This is a genomic window from Achromobacter sp. FW305-C-30-7 (assembly GCF_058783105.1).
Genome location: NZ_JBYSYI010000002.1, coordinates 739,682 through 761,528, shown reverse-complemented (window position 1 = coordinate 761,528; position 21,847 = coordinate 739,682). Strand labels below are relative to the sequence as shown.

The following is a 21,847-nucleotide window of genomic DNA, read 5'->3' as shown; positions in this document are numbered from 1 at the left end:
GAGCTACCCGCGGGCGCACCCGATCAGCGCCGAGCGCTGGTCGTCGAAGTTGCGGCACTCGGATTTGAGCCAGTCGGAAAAGATCCGGGTGCGCCGCTCTTCAGGCCGGCGCGACAGCAGCACATAGCGCGCCGGCGCGGGCGCGTGCTTGCCGAACACGTCGACCAGCCGTCCGCTGCGGATCTCGTCGTAGACCATTGCGCTGCGCCCGATAGCCACGCCCTGATGATTCAGCGCGGCGCCGATGGCCAGGCTGGCCAGGTTGAACTGAGGGCCCTCCAGGTGGCGGATCCATCCGGGCCGGTGCGCCTGCATCCAGGTGCGCCACTCGATGAACTCCGCAGCCCCGACCCAAGGCGAGGCGTCGTGCAGGAACTCGACGCCATCGATGGACTTGCCGGCGCGAAACGCCGGGTGCGCGGCCAGGTACTCGGGCGTCGCGACCACCAGCAGATACTCGTCCAGCAAGGCATCCGCTTGCACATGGCTGTAGTGCGCCGGGTCATAGCGGATGGCGATGTCTATGTCTTCCTCCTCCATCAGCTTGCGGTCCAGCGGCTGGAACTCCGCCTTCAGCCGCACCGACACATCCGGCTGCAATCGATGAAATTCCGTCAGGCGCGGCATCAACCATTGCAGCGCGAAGGACGGCAGGCAATTGACCTGCAGCGCGGACGCCGGCAGGCCCAGCCGCTCGATTTCCTGCTGGATATCGGCAAGCGCGCGGCTGACCGTCGCGAATAGCGTTTCGCCCTTGGACGTGAACTTCAGCCCGCGCTGCTGGCGCACGAACAGCAGGTAGCCCAGGCGGTCTTCCAACTGACGGATTTGCTGGCTCACCGCGCTTTGCGTGAGATTCATGGCCGCCGCCGCCCGGGTGAAGCTGAGATGGCGGCCGGCCATGTCAAAGCAGCGCAGGGCGCCCAGCAGGGTGGAGTCGAAATGGACAGGCATAAGTCAAGCTAATGGCTGAATTAGAAATGATCGCTATTCTTGCACGCCTGCGGAATCTACGATTTGCGCCGAACCATCAACCCGCAAGCCCACGATGACCGCCGATTTCGATCCCCAGCTATTAGAAAATCTTCAATCAAGAACGCCTTTGCTATGGCTCAACCCCGCAAGGGGCGGGCCGTTGCCCGAATCGGCGCCATCGCTGGACCTGATCGACGAGGCGGAAAGCCGCCTGGCGCGTTGCGCGCCGCTGCTGGCCGCGCTGTTTCCCGAGCTGGCCGCATCAGGCGGGCAGATCGAGTCCCGGCTGATGTCCGCCCAGCCGCTGCAACAGGCGCTGGGCGGCGCTGCCGCGTCGGGCAGCTGGTATCTCAAGCGTGATGACGAGCTGCCTGTCGCCGGATCGATCAAGGCGCGTGGCGGTTTTCACGAGGTATTGGCCATTGCCGAATCCATTGCGCTGGAGCATGGCTTGCTCAAGGACGCGGCGACGGACCGGCGCGTCCTGGCGACGCCGCAGGCCCGCGCGGTGTTCAGCCAGTATGCCGTGACCGTGGGCAGCACCGGCAACCTGGGCATGAGCATCGGCGTCATGGCGGCCGCGCTGGGATTCGATGCCGTGGTCCACATGTCCGCCGATGCGAAGGAATGGAAGAAAGATCGGCTGCGCAAGCGCGGCGTGCGCGTGGTGGAACACGCTGGCGACTACGCCGAGGCGGTCGCGGCAGGGCGGACGCAGGCATTGGCCACGCCGCGCAGCCATTTCGTCGACGACGAACAATCCGAACTGCTGTTCTTCGGCTATGCCGCCGCGGCTCGCGGGTTGGCCAGGCAATTGGCCGAAGCGGGCCGCGTGGTCGACGCCAGGCATCCGCTGTTCGTGTACATCCCCTGCGGCGTGGGCGGCGCGCCCGGCGGCATCAGCCATGGCCTGAAGGCGCTATTCGGGGCTCACGTGCATTGCTTCTTTGCCGAACCCGTCGCGTCGCCTTGCTTTCTGGTGCAGCTTGCGTCGGAAGCGGACGGCCCCGTGTCGGTGTACGACATCGGCCTGGACAACCGCACCGAAGCCGACGGCCTGGCTGTGGGCCAGGCATCGGAATTGGTGGCTTCGCTGATGCGGCCCCAGCTCGGCGGCGTCTTCACCGTGTCGGATGACGAGCTCTACCTGAACCTGCTTGCGCTCAAGGACACCCTGGGCGTCGAGGTCGAACCGTCGGCCGCCGCCGCGGTTTCAGGACCAGGCTGGCTCGACGGCTCCGCCGCTGGACGGGCCTATGCCCAAGGCATCGACATGTCTGGAGCCACGCACGTGATCTGGGCCACCGGCGGATCGCTGGTGCCGCCTGAAGCGCTGCGCGGCTTCCAGACTCACGCCAGGCTGCTCAGCCAGCGTCGCGCGGCCTGAGCCGCAGCACACAAAAAACCAAATACCGAGGAGAAAACCTGTGAGCGGAAGTGCAACCATCCACGCCGGCCGCGCCGCGCGCCCGGACCAGCAAGCCTTTGAAGACGCGACCTACAGAAAGGTCGCGCTGCGGTTCATACCTTTTCTGATGCTCTGCTACGTGGTCGCGTACCTGGACCGCATCAACATCGGCATCGCCAAGCTGAACATGCTGGCCGATCTGCAGTTCAGCGAGGCCGCCTATGGCCTGGGCGCGGGATTGTTCTTCATAGGCTACATGTTGTTCGAAGTGCCCAGCAACCTGATCATGCACCGCGTGGGCGCGCGCCTCTGGATCGCGCGGATCATGATTTCCTGGGGCATCCTGTCCGGCATCATGGCCTTCGTCACCGCGCCCTGGCAGTTCTATACGGTGCGCATTCTGCTGGGCGTGGCTGAAGCCGGTTTCTACCCCGGCGTGATCCTCTACCTGACCTACTGGTTTCCCAATCGCCGCCGCGCCAAGATGACGGCCATTTTCCAGGCCGGCATTCCGGTGGCCGGCCTCATCGGCAACCCGCTGTCGGGCTGGATCATGGAGCGATTCCATCTGGTCGGCGGACACCCCGGCTGGCAATGGCTGTTCGTGCTGGAAGCCTTGCCCACCATTCCGCTGGCCATCGGGGTGCTGCTGATCCTGACCAACCGCGTCCAGGATGCCGCGTGGCTCACGCCGGAACAGCGCAAGCTGATCGAACACGACATCGCCGCCGACAACGCGGGCCGCGAGCACATGCCGCTGTTGCAGGCGCTGCGCGACGCGCGCATCTGGAAAATCGTTGCCATGACCTTTCCGGCAATGATGGCGCTATACACCCTGGGCTTCTATCTGCCCACCTTGATCAAGGACGCCGGCGCCGAAGGCGGCCTGCGCATCGGCCTGCTGAGCGCGATTCCCTATCTGGTCGCCATGGTGGCCATGATCCTGGTCGGGCGCAGCTCGGACCTGCGCCGCGAACGCCGCTGGCACCTGGTCTTCATCCTGGTGCTGGGCGCGGCGGGACTGGTCGCCAGCGTATCCGCGGGCACCAACCTGACGCTGGCCGTCATCTCGCTTTCCGTGGCTGCCGCCGGGATCATCAGCTTCTCGCCGATCATGTGGACGCTGCCCACCGCCTTCCTGGGCGGCGCCACCGCGGCCGCCTCGATCGGCATCATCAACAGCCTGGCCAATCTGGGCGGTTTCGTCAGTCCCTACCTGATAGGCTGGATCCGCGATATCTACCACAGCACCGCGCCCGCCATCTACATCATCGCCGGCTCGCTCCTGGTCAGCGCCCTGATCGCGCTGAGCTTCGATCCCAAGAAAGTCAATCGCTGAAGGCAAGGCACACACCATGGCACGCACTCAAGCCACCGCGCCGCGACTCGCCGTCGCCGGCCTGATCCATGAAACCAACACCTATGCCGCCGAGTTCGCCGGCCAGACGCCATTGCGCGCGTTCGAACAATACGGCAAGGACGAGATACTGCAAGCCTTCGACAAATCGAATCACCAGGTCGGCGGCTTCATCGAAGGCGCCAGGCAGACCGGGGCTGAACTGGTCTACACCTACGTCGGCCAGGCCACGCCCTCGGGCACGATCGAGGCCCAGGCCTATGCCGAGATGAAGCGCCGGATCCTGGACGGCATCCACGCCGTCTTGCCGGTGGACGGCGTGCTGCTGGCGCTGCACGGCGCCGGCGTTGCCGACGGCATCGAGGATATCGAGGGCGATCTTTGCCTGGCGGTCCGCCGACTGGTCGGCGCCGATGTGCCCATCGCCGCCGTCTACGACCTGCATGGCAACATGACCGAGGCCATGCGGCAGGCGTGCGACCTGACCTTGCCCTGCAAGCTATATCCGCATACCGACTTTCACGACCGGGCGGTCGAAGCGGTGGGGCTGCTGCTCGATATCATCGGCGGCCGGCTGAAGCCGGTAACCGTCATGCGCCGCCTGCCCATGTTGCCCTACATCGTCACGACGCAGGAAGGCTTTATTCCGGCCGAGGTCAACGCCGTGTGCGCCAGGCTGGCCGCGCTACCGGGTGTCATCGACTGTTCGTGGTTCCACGGCTTTCCCCTTGCGGATATCGCCGCGCCGTGCCCGGCCGTGGTCTGCACCACGGCGGGCGACCAGGAACTGGCCGAGCGCTGCGCGGACGAAGTCGCGCAATGGATCTGGGAGCATCGGGAGGCGTTCCGGCCATCGTTTCCAAGCCCGGAGCAGGGCGTCGCCATGGCGCTGGCCGCCGAACGCGGTCCCGTCGTCGTCAACGAGTATGCGGACAACCCAGGCGGCGGCACGCCTGGCGACGGCACCTATCTGTTGCGCGCCATCCTGGACGCCAAACCCACGCCCGGCACCTGCTGCTTCGCGTCCATCAACGATGCGTCCGTGGTCGAGCAAGCCCGCCAGGCCGGCGTCGGCGCGACCATCAGCGTGTCGCTGGGTGCCAAGCAGGGCCGCTTCCAAGGACAGCCGCTGCGCGTGCATGCCTATGTAAAGGCCATCACCGACGGCCGCTTCGTCAATCGCGCGGGCTCGATGTTCGAAGGCGTGAAGTTTGACCTGGGCGCCATGTGCCGCCTGGTCATCCAGGGCGTGGACGTGATCGTCGCCTCGCGTGCCGAACAGATCTACGACGAAGAGCCATTCTTTTTGCATGGTGTCGACGTGACTGCGTACAAGCTGATCGCCATCAAGGGCGCCAACCATTTCCGCGCGGGCTATCGCCGGCTTGCGACGCAGATCATTTCTGTGGATAGCGTGGGCCTGAGCACTGCCGACATCACCTCGTTCCCGCGGGAGCGGTTGGCAGGCGAATACTGGCCGCTGGCGGACATTGCCGACTACGCGCCGTATTCCAGCGCGTAGCGGCTCTGCACGCAGCCAAAATTACCTGCCGAAGTACTTCTTGAACCATGGCTGCTCTTCGTATGGCGATTGCTGGCCGCTGCTTATCCGGCAAAGCTTCGAGGGGTTGGCATCGCCGGCCCTGCTCTTGCCAACCAGCGTCCAGCTCTTCGATTCGGGATTGTTGAAGACCTCCATCTCCCATTGGGCATTTGTCGCTGTGAGACCCGTCGGCACTTGCTTTGCGATATTGACGAGAGCGCTCTTGACGCGAAAGCCATAGTCGCACACCGGTTCCTTGTAGAAGCCGATCTCATCGCGTTCGCGTTCCCATTCAGCGGCAAGGGCGGAGTTCCCGGCGACAAGAGTGCTGAGCGTCATGGCGAACGCGGCGGATCTGCAGAGTGGTATCGGCATCGCTATGCACTCCTGGCGTTGCAATCGTCGTCTGATTCTTGCCACCGGGCGCGCCGCTGGTCAAGAATCCTTAGGGATGAATCCAAAGGATTGAGCTGTTGGCTTTGCCTGACCGCCAAGGGAGAGCGCGGGCTTGCGCGTGTGGCGCTGGCATGCATACGATGGTTCAGGCCGGCGGGGGGCTCGCGGCACCGTAGTAGTGCCCTCTCTTTGCCGCCCGACTGATATCCGGACGTCCGCCCATGAATACCTGCTGCCGACTCATCACGTCCCTTATGGCCGCGGCGCTCGCCGTGCCAGCTTTCGGCGCTTCTCCCGGGAAGCCCAACCTGGACGAGTACGGACTGGAGAGGGAGCCTCTCTGCAGCTACGCCTTGCCTGAATCGCTGAAGGCGCTACAAAAGGAATTGCCGTCGGGAGAATACGTGCAGACGGCGGGTTGGAAGGCCGAGATATATGTCAATCGGGACAGGCGAACCTGGACGCTGGTTGGAACACGGCTGGGACCGGATGAGGACCCAGACGAGATGTGCCCTCTCGCGCGTGGCGTGGGGGACTACAGGATGCAGAAGTGGTATCAGGCGTACTTCGCGCAGCGCAAGTAGGGCGGTCCAGCCGTGTTTGGTCCGAGGCTGTGCAAGCGCACCAGCCTCCGTCCCGTTTAGTCGGAAACCAGATACGCCTGTCCGCCCGGCTTCAGATAAGGCGCCAAGGCCTTGAACGGCAGGCTGGCGTGCGTGCCCAGGCAAGCGCCCGCCGAGTGTCCGACTCCGGACACGGACAGGCTCAGCGCACCGGGCGCCTGGACTCCCAGCGCCAGATAGTCGGGCCAGAGGTCCGCGCAGTCTTCCAGATTGGGGCGATCCTCGGACTGCTGGGCGGCCGTTCCCGCCTTGACGGCCTGTTGCACCAGCCCGAGCAGGGCAGGACTCTTTTCCCCGCCAAAGCTGCGCTTGCCCGGCACATAGGCGTCGAACACGCGATTCCAGTCCAGGTACTCGCCGCGCAGCAGATCGAAGGTATAGGGCTCGAAATGGTTGTAGGGATGCGCTCCGCCGCAGTCCAGGCTGCCCGACTCGGTCACCGTCATCAGCGCGCCGGACAGCCAGGTGACGTTCACCGCTTCCTCATCGAAACCGCCCAGCGTGCCAGCGCCGGGATTGCCGCTGGTGTAGGCCGACGCCATGCAGTCCAGCGCGCCCAGGCTTTTCTGCCAATGGCGCTGTTCCAGCAGATAGTTGGTGCGTTGCAGGACCTGCGCGTCGGGATGGCGCGTCAGCCGGGGATACGTGAACTTGGTGCGCGGGTCGCGCCACATGCGATAGGCCACTACGCCGTGGCCGATTTCCTTGCCAACGGGCTGGGCGTGTCCCGCCAGCTTCAGCGTTTCGTACGGCGCGCGAACGGCATTGATGCCTGCCTGGACATCGACATCGCCAAGATTGAACTGACTGGCGCGGGCCTGCTTTCGGTCCTTCTCCAGTTGCGTCGTGTCGTATTGGGCGACCTGCTTCAGGTCGAAGCGGCGTTGCTTGCCGGTGTGGACGTCGGTCCAGAGACCGCGGTAGCCGTCGGCGTCGCGCGTGCCTTGCCAGCTTGCGGCTTGATCCGCTGGCTTGGAAGCCGACGTGCCTCCCTGGCGGGGCTTGGGCTCGAAGAGTGCCTCGCTCGTGCCTTGCAGAGGGATGTCCACGCCGCGTTTTGCGTAGAAGTAGCGGCCGGTCAATTCGCCATTGGCCGCCGCGTCGGTGTCCAGCTCCAGCACGATGTCGCCAGCGCCTTGCAGTGTTCCGGCGTAGACGGTGCGGGGCGTGGCGGCGGCCTGGGTGGCCGAAAGGGACAGGACGGCAAGCGCAAGCACGGCGCGGCAGTTACGGTGCATACGAAACGGTGAGCGAAGCATCGAGGGGCCTGGGAACCAAGGGAGGGAGTCGGCTGAATATACCGGAACTGTCAGCCCAGCAGTGCAGCCGCCTTGCCGTCCGCAAGCATCTGTTCAAACAGGTCACCAAGACTGCTGGCCACTTCGCTGACCGCCTCGAACTCCGGTTCGACGCCATGTACGATCCGGCCCGAGATCCGGTCGATCGCGAGAAACTCGTAATCGTCGCCCACGCTCATGAAGATTGGCACATGGCGCGCCCAGAAAGCGTCGATCTCTTGCCGATCGGCATCGCCGAGGGCGGCCTCCAGGCTCATCTGGCGAAAGGCGTCTTGCCCGAAGGCGCTGTCGGCGGTTCCGGCATAGTCGGCCGCGCTCAGGAACCAGCGCGTGTCGTCCGCGCTGCTCAGCTGTGTGTACAAAGACAGGAACAGCGCGTGTTCAGTGCTGCCAGCCGGCGCAGCCATGGGAGCGGAGACAGACTCGGAAGGCAATACGGTCCAGCCGCGCGCGGCAAGGAAGTCCAGGAAACGTCTGTGCAGGATGCTCATCAGGCCCGCCATGGCTATCGCGTCGCCGCGATGTTGGCGCGCCGCAAGCGCGCATTCAAGGTTTGCGCCAACTCGCCCAAGCCCACATCGCCGCAGCCGACCAGCGTCAGCTCCTGCAAGCGGGTCAGCCGGTCCAGCACGCCGATGTTCGCGATCCGCTTGCAGTACTGAATATCCAGCCGCTCCAAGCCTGCAAGTGCGGCAATCGGACCTATCGTCTCCAGCGCACCCTGGTTCTTCAACCGCAAGGAGCGCAATCCGGCGAGTTGCTCGATACCGGACAGGGTCTTCAATCCGCGACCCGCCAGCAGCCCTAACGCTAAAAGCGGCAGTCCCGCGATGCGATCGAACACCGACGAATCGAACGGCACGTTCCACAGATTCAGCTCCTGGAGCGGCAGGCTCAAGACGCGGTCCAGCAGCGCGCCGCGCCGGTCTGGGACCATGGACAGCGACATCAACGCCGGGAAGTCTTCCGGATCGAACCGCAGTGTGGCGCCCACCGTCAGCGCTTCCAGCCTGGGCAGCGGGCCGGCCTGCCAGGTGTACGTGCCGGGTTCGGGATGGATGGAAAGATGGCGCAGGCTGTCTGGGAGCATGTCGGCGCGCAATCCGGCAAGAACGCTGCCTGGGACGGCGCCGGGACCGACGGACAGATGGACCAGCGACGGCAGCCGGGCGATGAGCTCGGGCAATTCGTGCAGCGGGTCGCCATGAGGCGCCCATAGATGCGCGTCTTCGATCTTGGCCAGGGTGGCTTCGTCCGGCGGGGCATCGTAAAACACAATGCGTTCATCCAAGCCTGCGAATTGCGAGCGCTGGCGGCTGTGCATGAAGCGCCAGGTCTGGGCGCGGGCGGGGAGGGGGGCCGAAAACGGGACGAAGGACATGTGGCTTGCCGACAGGCCGTTGGGAGGTCAGCTTGCTGCGCTCAACATGTCGATTCGACGCTGATGGCGCGATCCGTCAAAGGGAGTGTCCAGGAAAGCGCTGACACATTCGCGCGCGACCTCGATTCCTATGATTCTGCTTCCAAGCGCCAATACGTTCGCGTCATTGTGTTGGCGGCTCAAGCGAGCCATGGTGGCGTTTGTGCACAAGGCGGCTCTTGCGGCAGGGAAACGATTGACGGCAATCGAAATGCCTATGCCCGAGCCGCAAATCACGACGCCTTTTTGGACTCGGCCGTCCGTGATGGCTTGTCCCATTGCAAAACCAAAAGCGGGGTAGTCAACCGAGTCTGCGCTGTGGGTTCCGAGGTCTAGCCACTCTACATTCTCGAAGGCCTTCTTCAGTATTTCCTTGAGTTCGAATCCGGCGTGGTCGGAGGCAATGGCGATTTGCATGCTATTTCACTTATGCGGAATGGTCGGCGCGAGGCTTGGGACGGATCGGAGAAATGGCGTCGCAGTGAAAACTGTCGAGCGGAATTGTAGTTTGCCAACAAGCTGCACAGCATAGTTGTCCCGGAGTAGCCTCTTCGTAACTTGATAGATGAAAATTAAGTGGTTACATTGTGGGTGGAGAATCTCATGACTGCCACTACGCTCAAGCCCGACTTCCGCCTGCTCGGCGATGACGTGGCGCTGGATCTGATCAACACCATCGAGCAATCCGACGATGGCCCTCGCGACCGGCTGCAATCGGACGACGATGTGCGGGCGTGGCTGGACGCCGTGGGCTTTGCCCCGGCCCAGCGCAAGGCACCCAAGGGCCTGCTCGATTCCGCTCGAACATTGCGCGAGACCGTGCGCGCTTTGGTCGCCCAACGAAAGGCAGGGTTGCCGCTCAAGCTAAGTGCGCTCAACCAGGCACTCGCGGCCGGCGGCAGTCATCTCGAGCTTACCGTTGTGGCGGGCGCGCCCAGCTTGGCACGCCGCTATGACGCGGCCACCCCCGATCAATGGCTACTTCCCGCCGCGGAGGCCGCCGCGGACTTGCTCGTGCACGGCGACTTCGAGCTGGTGCGCAAATGCGAAAGCCCGCTCTGTTCCCTTTGGTTCTACGATCGCACGCGATCGCATCGTCGCAGGTGGTGCAGCATGTCGCTTTGCGGCAATCGCCACAAGGTGGCGGCCTTTCGCCAAAGGGAAGCCCAGGACGCGGCTTCCTGAGCGCTTGCTTGTCTACCCATCCGGCCGTCTGGCCGGATTTTTTTTGCTTGGGCTTTTCCTGGGAATAGCTTTCATCTATTTTGGTAACCAGTAAATATTAAGTTGACAGGTTACTTGAAACGAGAAAGAATGGCCCGTACTGCCTGTAGGAATTCGGCCATTGATTCAGCCCTTGATCCCGGAGATCATCATGTCCAACACCCCTGAAAGCCAGATCCAAACGCGTCGCGTGCAAGCCGATGGCCTGAATTTTTTCTATCGTGCAGCAGGCGATCCCAATGCGCCCGTGCTGCTGCTTCTGCATGGGTTCCCCAGTTCCTCTCATCAATTCCGCAACCTGATCCCGCTTCTGGCCACGCGCTTTCACGTGATTGCCCCGGATCTGCCCGGCTTTGGCTTCACGGAAGTTCCCGAGGAGCGCCAGTACCGGTACACGTTCGACGACCTGGCCGTATCGCTCGGCGCTTTCGTCGATGCGCTGGGCCTGAAGCGCTATGCGATGTTCGTCTTCGACTATGGCGCGCCCGTCGGGCTGCGCCTGGCGCTTGCCCACCCAGAGCGGGTGACCGGCCTGGTCTCGCAGAATGGCAACGCTTATCTCGAAGGCCTGGGCGATGCCTGGGCGCCAGTCCGTGCCTACTGGGCGGAGCCGACCGCGGCCAACCGGCAGGTCATCGCGGATGCCGTGCTGAACTTCGAGGGGACCAAATGGCAATACGTGCATGGCGTCGCCAATCCGGACGACGTGGCGCCGGAAAGCTACACGCTTGATGCCGCCCTGCTTGAGCGGCCGGGCAACAAGGACATCCAGCTCGATCTATTTCTGGACTATGCCAATAACCTGAAGCGGTATCCGGATTTCCAGGCCTTCTTCCGCGCGGCGAAAATCCCGACGCTGGCCATCTGGGGCCGCAACGATCCATTCTTCATTCCGCCTGGGGCCGAGGCGTACAAGCGGGACAATCCGGACGCGCAGGTTGAGTTGCTGGATACCGGGCACTTTGCGCTTGAGACGCATGCGGCGTATATCGGGCGCCGGATCATCGAGGTGCTGGCGCCTTGATGGGTTTCGATAGGGGCGCGTCGAGTGCGGCCTTGTCATTCGGCGCATCTCTTGGCTCCCACCACATAAACCACCGCAGCCGGAGTCATATCAGCATCGTCTAGAGTCGCTGACGGGTTCAGGCTAAAGTGGCTGGTTCATGTGGATCAAGGGTGGATTGAGTATGTCCGACGAAAGCACGCTTCTTGATGACAACGCGGTGTACAGGACCTTGCTGGAGTCGACCAAGGCGATTCCCTGGAAGATCGATTGGGCCACGAAGAAGTTCGCCTATATCGGTCCGCAGATCGAGGCGTTGCTGGGCTGGACCGTAGCAAGCTGGGTGAGCGTGGAGGACTGGGCCATGCGTATGCACCCGGACGACCGCGATTCCGTGGTGAATTTTTGCGTCAGCCAATCCCAGGCCGGCGTCGACCATGAGGCAGACTACCGGGCCTTGACCAAGGACAATGGCTATGTGTGGATCCGCGACGTCGTGCACGTCATGCGCGATGACAGAGGCGAAGTTCAAGCGCTGATTGGCTTCATGTTCGACATCACCGAACGCAAGAAGACCGAGGAAAAGCTGCTGACCTTGCAAAAGGAGTTGGAGGCGCTGTCCTTCAAGGACGGCTTGACGAATATTGCCAACCGGCGTCGCTTCGACAGTGGTTTCGAACTGGAATGGGCGCGCGCGGACAGCGAACGAAAACCCCTGTCCGTATTGTTGCTCGACGTTGACTTTTTCAAGCAGTACAACGATTTGTATGGCCACACCCAGGGCGACCAGTGCCTGGTGGATATCGCGCAGACCTTGAACCTTGCGCTGGACGGCCCGCGCGATCTGGTTGCGCGATACGGCGGGGAAGAGTTTGTCGTGCTGCTGCCCGAAGCCGATGCCGAAGTTGCGCGGAAGGTTGCTGACCGTTGCCAGCGGTTGCTCCAGAAGAAGGCTATCGTGCACGCGCTGTCACCGCATGGCAGGCGCGTTACCGTCAGCATCGGAGCAGGCACGGTGGTGCCAGACGGGAAGACAGACCGTGCTGGTTTCGTCAAGGCCGTAGATCAGCAACTGTACGCGGCCAAGAACAACGGGCGAAACCGCATTGAGCACGTGGAGCTATGACCCGTCCGTGTGTAGGAAATAGGTGCCCGGCTACAATTTGCCTGCCCAGATGCTGCGAAATTGTAGTCTGACACCGTTATCCTGCCGAGGAATCAGCCCGTTCATGCATATCGAAGAACGTATCCAAATCGCAGTGCCTCCCATGGTCATCGACCATATTTGGAGCGAAGTCGACCGATGGCACCTTTGGGACCCGGACACCAAGCAAGCCCAATTGAACGGGCCATTCGTAGTTGGAACAAGGGGCCGGATAGTTCCCCGCAAGGGCATGGGCGTGCCCATGGTTGTCACAGAGCGATCCGAGGGCCGATCGTTCACTGTAGAGGGCTACATCCCTCTGTTCCGCATGCACTTTGAGCACACCGTTTCGCCGGTGGATGGCGGCTCGGAAGTCGCTCACCGCGTATGGTTCTCTGGCGCCCTTGCTGTTATTTTCGGGCCACGTGTTGCCAAGCAGATTCGGGAGGGGCTTCCTCAAACCATGCAATCACTTAAAGCATACGCTGAGCAACGCCAAGCGCCTCGTCACTAACCATGGGTCAGTCAGGGATATGGCGTCAGCTTCACACTTATCCGCCAGCCCTACGCGTACCGCTTTGCACCCGCCACGCAAACCACCGCCGCCAGCGTCACGACCAGCATCGTCCAACTGACGTTCTCATGCAGCAGCACCGCAGCCAACCCCAGTCCCATGAACGGTTGGAACAGTTGCAGCTGTCCCACGGCTGCAATTCCGCCCTGCGCCAGTCCGCGATACCAGAATACGAACCCGACAAGCATGCTGAACAGCGACACATAGGCGAAGCCTATCCACGCGGGCGTGCTGACGTGTTCGAACGAAGCGGGCATGGTCAGCAGCGCGATGGGCAGCATGACGGGCAGGGACAGCGCCAGCGCCCAGCTGATGACCTGCCAGCCGCCCAGCTTGCGGGATAGCTTGGCGCCTTCGGCGTAGCCCAGGCCGCAGACGATGATGGCGGCGAGCATGAGCAGATCGCCCGTGGGCGAGGCCTCCAGGCCGCCCCAGGCGGCATAGCCTGCAACACAGGCGGCGCCGACGATGGAGAACATCCAGAACGGCGGGCGCGGGCGTTCGCCGCCGCGTATCACCGCGAAGATGGCGGTGCTGAGCGGCAGCAGGCCCAGGAAGACGATGGAATGGGCCGAGGTGACGTGCTGCAGAGCCAGGGCCGTCAGCAGGGGGAAGCCGACGACCACGCCCAATGCGGTCAGCGCCAGGGAGGGGGTGTCGGACAGAGAGGGCCGGGGTTGGCGCAGCAGCATCAGGAGCGCCAGACCAAGCAGACCGGCGATGGCGGCCCGCGCGCAGGTCAGGAAGATGGGATCCAGGTCCGCCACGGCAACCCGGGTGGCGGGGAGGGAGCCCGCGAAGATCACTACACCGATAAAACCGTTTACCCAGCCGCTGGTGGCCTTGTCCATCTGAAGCTCCTTGATACCGGGCGTCAGTACAGCATGGCGGCTGACCCGAGTCCACGCACAATCCAGTACAATTTTACGGAACTGTTATGTAATAAAAGCCAGTACAGCGGAGCATTCCATGGCGCGTGGCGGCACTCTAATCAAGCAGGTCATGGGCGAGATCCAGGGGCGGATTGCGGCACGCACGGCGCTGCCTGGCGCGCGCCTGCCCTCGGTGAGAGTGCAGGCCAAGGCGCTGGACGTGTCGGTGTCCACGGTGGTGGAAGCCTACGAGCGGCTGGCGGCCGAGGGGGTGCTGGTGTCGCGTCCCGGGGCGGGGTTTTATGTGGCGGGACCCGTGGCGCCGCTGGCGCTTACCGAGATGGGGCCGAAGCTGGACCGGGAAGTCGATCCGCTCTGGGTATCGCGCCAGTCGCTGGCGGCCGACGCGGACAGCTTGCGGCCGGGCTGCGGGTGGCTGCCGGTCAGCTGGATGTACGAGGAAGGGCTGCGGCGCGCCCTGCGCGGCATGGCGCGGGCCGAAGCCGCGGAACTGACCGAGTATGGGACGCCCTTGGGCCACGCGCCCTTGAGGCAACTGCTGGCGCGGCGGATGGCGGGCATGGGGATAGAGGCCGGGCCGGAGCAGATCATGCTGACCGATTCCGGAACCCAGTCGATCGACCTGATCCTGCGCTTTCTGCTGGAACCGGGAGACACGGTGCTGGTGGACGATCCTTGCTATTTCAATTTCCATGCGCTGTTGAAGGCGCACCGCGTCAAGGCGGTGGGGGTGCCCTATACACCGAACGGTCCGGATGTCCGGGCGTTTGAAGCGGCGCTGCGCGAGCATTCTCCGCGGCTCTACATCACGAACTCAGGCATACACAATCCGACGGGGGCGACCTTGTCGCCCTTGGTTGCGCATCGCCTGTTGAAGCTGGCGGACGATTCCGAGCTGGTAATCGTCGAGGACGATATCTTCGCCGACTTCGAGAACACGCCTGCGCCACGGTTGGCCGCGTTCGACGGGTTGTCGCGGGTCATACATATCGGCAGCTTCTCGAAGACGGTGTCGGCGTCGGTGCGCTGTGGATACATCGCGCTACGGTCCGACTGGGTGGAAAGCCTGACCGACCTGAAAGTCGCCACGACCTTTGGCGGCAGCCGGCTGGCGGCCGACATCGTTTTCCGGACGCTGACGGGCAGCGGCTACCGCAGGCACATGGAGGCGACCCGGCTGCGCCTGGCGCAGCAGATGGACAAGACCGCCTCCAGGCTTCAGAAGCTGGGCATCAAGCCCTGGCTGACGCCCCGCGCGGGGATGTTCCTGTGGTGCCGTCTGCCGGAGGGCAAGGATGCCGCCACCGTCGCCCGGTCATGCCTCAAGGAGGGCGTGGTGGTGGCGCCTGGCAACGCCTTCAGCCAATCCCTGGCTGCCGGGGACTTTCTGCGGTTCAACGTTGCGCAGTCCACGGACGAGCGGGTATTCACGGTGCTGGCGAAGGCCTTGAGCGCCGCTTGATCATGGTGCGATGCTGGTTGCGGCAAACGGCAGCCAGTCTGCATTCCAAAAAATCTTTTCCTGCCCCCTGATACCTTTTGCTTTCTCAACTGGCATAGCAACTATCCACCCCAGTTCGAGAGGCTATTTGCATGCGTTCCCCCTCCATCAGGCGCCGCCGCGCGATTTCCATGGCTGTGCTGGCCGGCACCTTGACCGCGGGCGCGGTCCACGGGCAAGGTGCTCCCGCAGCCGCCGCTGTACAGGCGCGCCAGGTTTATGACATTCCGCCCGGTCCGCTGGGCAAGACCATTGCAAGCTTCGCGCTGGCGTCGGGGATTTCGCTGGCGTTCGAGCCGTCATGGACAGACGGCCTGCAAAGCCCCGGCGTCTCCGGGGAGTTGAGCCGGGCCGAGGCGGCGCGGCGCGTGTTGGCCGGTAGCGGGCTGGAGATGGTGCCGCGCGCCGATGGCAGCTACACGCTGCGCAAGGCGGTGTCGGACGCGGCGACGCTGCCGGCGATCACGGTGACGGGCGCGGCGGGTTACTCGGGCGCGAATCCGTATCTGGTCGGCAACGCGACTTCCGCGACCAAGACGGCGACGCCCTTGATGGAGACGACGCAGTCGATTTCCGTGGTGACGCAGGAGCGCATGGCGGTGCAGGGCGTGCAGACGGTGAGCGACGCGCTGAGCTACACGGCGGGCGTCTATGCCAACGTGGCGGGGGACAACCCCACCGACAATACGCTGATGGTGCGCGGCTTCCAGCAGATTTCGACCAATGCCTACACGGACGGCTTGCGCAACAGCAATACCGGGTATTTCGCGCCGGAGCCTTATGGCATGGACCGCATCGAGGTGCTGAAGGGGCCCTCGTCGGTGATGTACGGGCAGGGCTCGCCGGGCGGCATCATCAATTTCGTGTCGAAGCGGCCTTTGTTCGAGTCGCATCGCGAGGTCGGGCTGTCCACCGGCAGCCATGACCGGATCCAGGGTTCGATGGATATCGGCGACGTGCTCGATGAGCCGGGCACGCTGGCTTACCGGCTGGTCGCCTTGGGCCGCAACGCCGACAGCAGTATCGACGGCGTGCCGGACGACCGCATATACGTGGCGCCCAGCCTGACCTGGGCGCCCAGCGCGCGCACCTCGGTGACGCTGCTGGCCTCGTACCAGCGCAACCGCAACCTGTTCACCAGCAACCTGCCGTATTCGGTGCTGGACGGCTCCAATCCCAATGGCCGCGTGCCGCGGCATCGCTCGCTGAATCAGCCGGGCTTCGACAAGGAGCAGAGCGAGTTCACCAATATCGGCTACGAGTTCAGCCACGCGTTTTCCGACACGTGGACCTTCCAGCAGAATTTCCGCTATGGCCATTTCAAGGGCTACCAGGATCAGCTGTTCCGCAACAGCGGCGTGATCAATGGCACGGACATTGCGCGCTTCTACCAGCTGCGCGACTACGACAGCGACACGTACTCTGTGGACAACCGGCTGGTGGGCAAGTTCGCGACGGGCGCGCTGGCCCATACCTTGCTGGTCGGGCTGGATTATCAGTACAGCAAACGCACCGCGGATACGCAAACGGGCAATGCGCCGCCGATCAATATCTATCACCCGGTGCGGGTCAGCATCGACACCTCGCGCTATACCTCGTTGCTCAGCACGGACGAGAGCAGCCGCCAGTTGGGCGTGTACCTGCAGGACCAGGTCAAGCTGGACCAATGGGTAGCCACGCTGGCCGGCCGCTATGACTGGGTCAACCAGCGCACCACCAATGTGCTGCGGGATGTGCGCACGGACACGGCGGCGGAGGGCTTCACGGGCCGCGCCGGCTTGGGATATGCCTTCGAGAGCGGCTTCTTTCCCTATGTGAGCTATAGCGAGTCCTTTTCGCCGCTGACGGGCACGGACATCAACGGTGCGCAGTTCAAGCCAGAGAAGGCCAAGCAGTACGAGGTGGGCGTGAAGTACCAGGCGCCGGGCTCGGACAGCTATGTGACGCTGGCGGCGTTCGATCTGCGGCGCCAGAATGTGCTGACCACCAATCCGCAAAACACATCGTTCAACGTGCAGGAAGGGGAGGTGACCTCGCGCGGTATCGAGTTGGAAGGCGTGCTGCGTCCGGTGCGCGGGTTGAACGTGATCGCTTCCTATACCTACAACGACGTGGAAGTGACCAAGGACAATCCCAATTTCGCGGGCGTGAGCAACAAGGGCAAGACGCCGGTGCGCGTGCCCAGGCATCTGTTGTCCCTGTGGACCGACTACACCTTGTCCAGCGGCGCGCTCGAAGGCCTGACGCTGGGGGCGGGGGTGCGCTACACGGGCTCCAGCTATGGCGACGCGCAGAACACCTTCAAGGTGCCGGCCTACACGCTGGTGGACGCCATGGTGGGCTATGACTTCGGCCGCGCCGATCCGTCCTTGAGGGGCTTGAGCGCGTCGGTCAATGTGCGGAACCTGACGGACAAGTATTACGTGGCGGGCTGCTTCCTGAGCAATGCTTGCTTGCTGGGCGCGGGCCGCAGCGTGATTGCCAACGTGTCGTACAAGTGGTGAGGGTCCAAGCGGCGTGACGCGGTCTGCGCCCCGCCCGTTTCAGGCCGGGCCTACCGTGACCCAGTAGCCACCCAGCCGCGAGGCGACGGTTACCGGATAGGTGGCGGCCAGCATCGCCAGTGAGCGGTCGGTGTCTGCTAGCGGGAAGGTGCCGGACACGCGCAAGGCGGCGACGGCTGGATCGCAACGCGTCACGCCCTTGCGGTAGCGCGCCAGCTCGGCCACGAGCACGCCCAACGGCATGCCGTCGGCCAGGAGCATGCCCTGCGTCCAGGCGACGGCGCCCGGATCCAGCTGGGCTGCGGCGTCGATGCCGCGCGCCGAGAAGGCGGTCTGCTGGCCGGCGTTCAGAACCAGCGTGTCGTGTCCGGTGGCGATGCGTACCGCGCCTTCCTGCACCGCAAGACGCGTCCCGCCCTGCTGCAGCCGCACCGTGAACCGGGTGCCCAGCGCCCGCAGTCTGCCGTCGCGCGTGTGGACCTCGAAGGGGCGCGGATCGGCGGCTGTCTCGATGTAGATATCCCCGGCGCGTAGCAGTACGACGCGCTGGTTGGCGTCATAGCGCACGTCGACCGCGGAGGCCGTGTCCAGCGTCAGGCGCGTGCCGTCATCGAGGCGGATCTCGCGGCGTTCGCCGGTGGCGCTGCGGTAGTCGGCGGTCCAGCCCTCGGCTTCCGACCAACGCCAGGCGCCCCAGGCGGCGGGCGCCACCGCCAGCAGGGCGGCCAGCTTGGCCAGGGTCGCGCGGCGGGAGCCAGGACGGTCCAGCGCCGGCATGGCCAGCGCGGGGGGCAGGTCGCCTAGCGTGCCCAGCAGCCGCTCGGCGCGCAACCAGGCTTGTTCATGCGCGGCACTGCGCGCACGCCAGTCCATCCAGGCGCGGCGGTCGTCGGCCGACACGGCGCCGGCGTGCATGACGACCAGCCATTCGGCGGCCTGGTCGAGGATGGAGTCGTCCACGGCGCTCATCGGCGATTCACTCCATGCACGCCAGGCATAGGCGAAAGGCGCGCGCCATATAGCGCTTCACGGTGATGAGCGACACCCCGAGCCTGCCGGCGATCGCTTCGTACGTCAGGCCTTCAATCTGCGACAGCAGGAAGGCGCGCCGCACCGGCGTCGGCAAGGCGTCCAGCATGGCGTCGATTTCGTACAGGGTCTGCAGGACGATCAACTGGCGTTCCGGCGAGGGCGCTTGGTCCTCGGGCAGTTGCGCCAATGCCTCCAGATAGGCCTGCTCCAGCGCGCGGCGCTGATACCAGTTGACCAGGATGCCGCGGGCCACCGTGGTGAGATAGGCGCGAGGTTCATGCAGCGCGGCTGGCAGGCGCGAATCGAGGATGCGCGCGAAGGTGTCATGCGCCAGGTCTGCGGCGTCGCCCACATTGCCCAGCCGGCGGCGCAGCCAGAGCTGCAACCATGCGTGATGGTCGCGGTACAGCGTGCCGACTTGCTGGCGCGGATCGCAGTTGTCAGCCTCCATCGGCCTCTCCCCTGGGCTGACGGTAGCAGCCTAAATGCAAATAAGATTGTTTCGCATTTTATGGCAAGGGTGAGGCGCAGGCAATCCGGCGGCGCGCATGGCCGCCAGATTGCGGGCACTGACGACTACAGGTAGGCGAGCGTGACGATGTAGCCCTGGGCATCTTTCTGCCCGGGCCGCGACGCCTTCAGGGACACGGGCTGCACGTCGACTTGCACGCGGCTGGCGCTCACGCGGTCGCGGGCAGGCTTGCCGGCGGCGCGAGCGCGTTCGGCATCGCATTCCAGGCGGACCGATACTTTGCGGGATTGAACCTGTGGCAAGCACGAAGCCGCTTCGACGATGGCCCCCTGGAAGTGGATGGTCCCATCCGCAGCGTGGGCAGCCGGAAGGATGCTGGAGGCGCACAGCAAAAGCAGGGAAACGCGATATTGGAGCTTGGACATGACAGCAACTCCTTGCGACTGGGAACGGAGGGGATAGCTATGTCTGTCTTCACTTCATTTACGGCATCCGGCGGCGAAAGTTAACCGCAATCCGTCGGCGGCCGTGTTCGAGCGAGCCCATGCCGGCTTGCAGCCGTGACGCAGGCGCGTCAGTCCACTCGGCGAAATGCCGCGGTGGCCGAAGCTCGGCGTATGGACTACTACCTGGTGCAGGGGAAGGACGGGCTCGCTACGCGAACGGAGGAGATGAATATCGGCGGCATCGTGGGCTCCTTTGAGCGCGCGTTGGGGGCGCGGAGGCGGTCAGGGACCAGGAACAGATTGTCGGCCAACATGAAATGCGCGGTTTCATTGTGGCAGGTCGCGGCGAAAAATCAATACCTATCGGCCTAGGTGTATGCGCGATCCGTCGCGGCGCGTGTGCAGGCCGTAGGTCTGGGCCAGCATGCCGACGGCCAGCGGCAGGTCGTTGATGGGAAAGGTGCCAGAGACCCGCAGGGGGCGCAGAGACGTATCGCATTCGATGCGCTCGCCGCCGTAGCGCATCAGTTCTTCCGCCCATTGCCGCACGGGCATGTCGTCCGCCACCAGCAGTCCTTCGCGCCAAGCCAGGGCATTGGCGTTCGCAGCTTCGATTGCGCCCAATCTGTCGCGGTCGAACCGGACCTGATGGCCGGATTCGATGATGTTGGCGCCGGGCCTGGCGCCCGCGCCGTCCAGGTGAATCTGCACCGCGCCTTGGTATACGGCCAGGAGCGTGTAGTCCTGGAGTTGGCGTACGGTGAAGCGTGTTCCCAGCGCCAGCATCAGGCCATGATCGCTCTGCACCAGAAAGGGGCGCGGCGGACGCTGTGTGTCTGTCGCGGTGGCGATATGGATTTCACCCCGGCGCAGGCGTAGCAGTCGTTGCCGCTCGTCGTAGCGTACGTCCAGCGCGGTGTCGGTGTTCAGCGCGATCTGCGCGCCATCTTCCAGCTTGATGTCCAGGCGTTCGCCCACCGCTGTGACGTAGTCGGCCGCCAGCCAGTCGCGCCAGGTTTGATGCCGCCACGCCAGCCAGGCCAGGGGCGCTGCCGCCAGCAGGACGACAAGGCTGCGCAGCATGGCGCGCCTGCCTGCGTGCGCGGGGCGCTGCAGCGTGGGTTTCGCCAGGACGGGCGGCAGGGCGCCCATGCGGACAAGGAGCCGTTCGGCGCGCTTCCAGGCGCGCTGATGATCGCTGCTGCTGCCGCGCCAGCGTTCGAATTCGGCCTGCTGGGCGGGCGCGAGCGGCGCGTCCTGCATCAGCAGCAGCCAAGTGGCGGCTTCCTCGAGGATGTGCGGAGCGAGGGCGGCGTCATTCATCGGGGATCAGGCTCAGGCACGCCAGATAGGCTTTGTGGATGTGGCCCTTGACGGTGGGTACGGCCACCTTCAGCGCCCGCGCGATCTCCTGCTGCTTCATGCCATCCAGCGTCGCCATCAGGAAGGCTTGTTTGACGCGGGGCTTGAGCGTGTCGAGCATGGCGTCGATCTCGTGCAGGGCCTCCAGGATGATGCTCTGCCGTTCGGGCGATGGGTGCTGCGGCTGGGGCAGCGCGGCCAGCGCTTCCAGCCAGGCGCGTTCCAGCGTCTGGCGGCGCATCCAGCTGAACAACACGCCCTTGGCCACGGTGGTGAGGTAGGCGCGCGGCTGCTGGATGGACTCGCGCCGCGCGTCGCTGCGGCTGGCCAGGATGCGGACGAAGGTGTCGTGAGCCAGGTCGTCCGCCATGCCCGCGCCCCAGGAGTGCAGCCGGTAGGCCAGCCAGTTGCGCAGCCAGGCGTGGTTCTCGATGTATAGGGCGGCGATGCTGTCGCGCTGTGGGGCGGCGAACGATGGACTTGGGGTGGTCATCACGGGGACGGGCGATTCAGGCAGCGCCAGGAAGGGACCTGACCGAATGCAGTATTGGCAATTGAATAAAAACAATTATCATTCAGGTTTTGGCGCTTCGCAATATTCAGGGGGCGATGTGAAGTCAGCAAGCAACAGCGCAAGCCCTGTTTCCATGGCTGGATCAGACGATTTCGATG

Annotated in this window: 21 protein-coding genes; 9 read left to right on the top strand and 12 right to left on the bottom strand. The window is 64.2% G+C overall.

Features of this window, described 5'->3' with window-relative positions; all coding sequences use genetic code 11:
• Positions 1 to 3: 3 nt before the first annotated feature.
• Complete coding sequence (locus tag AC3WOB_RS10455; protein WP_492274914.1) at positions 4 to 954, bottom strand: LysR substrate-binding domain-containing protein; 951 nt, start codon at positions 952 to 954, stop codon at positions 4 to 6.
• A 94-nt stretch (positions 955 to 1,048) separates the two neighbouring features.
• Between AC3WOB_RS10455 and dsdA the strand changes: the two genes are divergently transcribed.
• Genes dsdA through AC3WOB_RS10440 form a run of 3 tightly spaced genes read left to right on the top strand, consistent with a single transcriptional unit; the run spans position 1,049 to position 5,262 of the window.
• The gene (gene dsdA / locus AC3WOB_RS10450) at positions 1,049 to 2,362 is read left to right on the top strand and encodes a D-serine ammonia-lyase (protein WP_492274913.1); all 1,314 of its coding nucleotides are present in this window, start codon (positions 1,049 to 1,051) and stop codon (positions 2,360 to 2,362) included.
• Positions 2,363 to 2,402: 40 nt separating this feature from the next.
• Positions 2,403 to 3,722, top strand: coding sequence for an MFS transporter (locus AC3WOB_RS10445; protein WP_492274912.1), 1,320 nt, complete (start codon positions 2,403 to 2,405; stop codon positions 3,720 to 3,722).
• A 16-nt stretch (positions 3,723 to 3,738) separates the two neighbouring features.
• On the top strand, positions 3,739 to 5,262 hold the full coding sequence (locus AC3WOB_RS10440) for a M81 family metallopeptidase (protein WP_492274911.1): 1,524 nt from the start codon (positions 3,739 to 3,741) through the stop codon (positions 5,260 to 5,262).
• A gap of 21 nt (positions 5,263 to 5,283) precedes the next feature.
• On the opposite strand, the gene AC3WOB_RS10435 is transcribed toward AC3WOB_RS10440, so the two are convergent.
• The 5 genes from AC3WOB_RS10435 to rpiB form a co-directional block, all read right to left on the bottom strand.
• A complete protein-coding gene (locus AC3WOB_RS10435) occupies positions 5,284 to 5,622 on the bottom strand; it encodes a hypothetical protein (RefSeq protein ID WP_148260585.1) in 339 nt (112 codons plus the stop codon).
• Positions 5,623 to 6,319: 697 nt separating this feature from the next.
• Entirely contained in the window at positions 6,320 to 7,540 is a 1,221-nt protein-coding gene (locus AC3WOB_RS10430; protein WP_492274910.1) for a hypothetical protein, read from the bottom strand.
• 71 nt (positions 7,541 to 7,611) lie between these two features.
• Entirely contained in the window at positions 7,612 to 8,091 is a 480-nt protein-coding gene (locus tag AC3WOB_RS10425; RefSeq protein ID WP_492274909.1) for a hypothetical protein, read from the bottom strand.
• 14 nt (positions 8,092 to 8,105) lie between these two features.
• On the bottom strand, positions 8,106 to 8,981 hold the full coding sequence (locus AC3WOB_RS10420; RefSeq protein WP_492274908.1) for a leucine-rich repeat domain-containing protein: 876 nt from the start codon (positions 8,979 to 8,981) through the stop codon (positions 8,106 to 8,108).
• A gap of 27 nt (positions 8,982 to 9,008) precedes the next feature.
• Positions 9,009 to 9,437, bottom strand: coding sequence for a ribose 5-phosphate isomerase B (gene rpiB, locus AC3WOB_RS10415; RefSeq protein WP_013392034.1), 429 nt, complete (start codon positions 9,435 to 9,437; stop codon positions 9,009 to 9,011).
• 186 nt (positions 9,438 to 9,623) lie between these two features.
• Here rpiB and AC3WOB_RS10410 point away from each other — a divergent pair, with 186 nt between their 5' ends.
• The 4 genes from AC3WOB_RS10410 to AC3WOB_RS10395 all read left to right on the top strand — a co-directional run bounded on the left by AC3WOB_RS10410 (position 9,624) and on the right by AC3WOB_RS10395 (position 12,905).
• Positions 9,624 to 10,205, top strand: a complete 582-nt coding sequence (locus tag AC3WOB_RS10410; protein ID WP_492274907.1) for a CGNR zinc finger domain-containing protein — start codon at positions 9,624 to 9,626, stop codon at positions 10,203 to 10,205.
• A 190-nt stretch (positions 10,206 to 10,395) separates the two neighbouring features.
• A complete protein-coding gene (locus tag AC3WOB_RS10405; RefSeq protein WP_492274906.1) occupies positions 10,396 to 11,268 on the top strand; it encodes an alpha/beta fold hydrolase in 873 nt (290 codons plus the stop codon).
• Positions 11,269 to 11,431: 163 nt separating this feature from the next.
• The gene (locus AC3WOB_RS10400) at positions 11,432 to 12,373 is read left to right on the top strand and encodes a diguanylate cyclase domain-containing protein (RefSeq protein ID WP_492274905.1); all 942 of its coding nucleotides are present in this window, start codon (positions 11,432 to 11,434) and stop codon (positions 12,371 to 12,373) included.
• A gap of 103 nt (positions 12,374 to 12,476) precedes the next feature.
• Positions 12,477 to 12,905, top strand: a complete 429-nt coding sequence (locus AC3WOB_RS10395) for an SRPBCC family protein (protein WP_013392038.1) — start codon at positions 12,477 to 12,479, stop codon at positions 12,903 to 12,905.
• Positions 12,906 to 12,955: 50 nt separating this feature from the next.
• On the opposite strand, the gene AC3WOB_RS10390 is transcribed toward AC3WOB_RS10395, so the two are convergent.
• Positions 12,956 to 13,816, bottom strand: coding sequence for a DMT family transporter (locus tag AC3WOB_RS10390; RefSeq protein ID WP_492274904.1), 861 nt, complete (start codon positions 13,814 to 13,816; stop codon positions 12,956 to 12,958).
• Between the two features lie 118 nt (positions 13,817 to 13,934).
• Between AC3WOB_RS10390 and AC3WOB_RS10385 the strand changes: the two genes are divergently transcribed.
• Positions 13,935 to 15,320 carry an aminotransferase-like domain-containing protein gene (locus AC3WOB_RS10385; protein ID WP_492274903.1) on the top strand — a complete coding sequence of 462 codons (1,386 nt, stop codon included), beginning with the start codon at positions 13,935 to 13,937 and terminating at the stop codon, positions 15,318 to 15,320.
• Positions 15,321 to 15,451: 131 nt separating this feature from the next.
• On the top strand, positions 15,452 to 17,863 hold the full coding sequence (locus AC3WOB_RS10380) for a TonB-dependent siderophore receptor (RefSeq protein WP_492274902.1): 2,412 nt from the start codon (positions 15,452 to 15,454) through the stop codon (positions 17,861 to 17,863).
• 39 nt (positions 17,864 to 17,902) lie between these two features.
• Here AC3WOB_RS10380 and AC3WOB_RS10375 read toward each other — a convergent pair whose 3' ends face one another.
• The 5 genes from AC3WOB_RS10375 to AC3WOB_RS10355 form a co-directional block, all read right to left on the bottom strand.
• Complete coding sequence (locus tag AC3WOB_RS10375) at positions 17,903 to 18,832, bottom strand: FecR domain-containing protein (RefSeq protein ID WP_492274901.1); 930 nt, start codon at positions 18,830 to 18,832, stop codon at positions 17,903 to 17,905.
• Between the two features lie 7 nt (positions 18,833 to 18,839).
• Positions 18,840 to 19,346 (bottom strand): sigma-70 family RNA polymerase sigma factor, encoded by a 507-nt coding sequence (locus AC3WOB_RS10370; RefSeq protein ID WP_492274900.1) that lies wholly within the window; start codon positions 19,344 to 19,346, stop codon positions 18,840 to 18,842.
• Between the two features lie 125 nt (positions 19,347 to 19,471).
• Entirely contained in the window at positions 19,472 to 19,792 is a 321-nt protein-coding gene (locus AC3WOB_RS10365; RefSeq protein WP_492274899.1) for a hypothetical protein, read from the bottom strand.
• A 381-nt stretch (positions 19,793 to 20,173) separates the two neighbouring features.
• Entirely contained in the window at positions 20,174 to 21,136 is a 963-nt protein-coding gene (locus AC3WOB_RS10360) for a FecR domain-containing protein (RefSeq protein WP_492274898.1), read from the bottom strand.
• Complete coding sequence (locus AC3WOB_RS10355; RefSeq protein ID WP_492274897.1) at positions 21,129 to 21,668, bottom strand: sigma-70 family RNA polymerase sigma factor; 540 nt, start codon at positions 21,666 to 21,668, stop codon at positions 21,129 to 21,131. Before AC3WOB_RS10355 ends, AC3WOB_RS10360 begins: the two co-directional genes overlap by 8 nt.
• Positions 21,669 to 21,847: the final 179 nt, after the last annotated feature.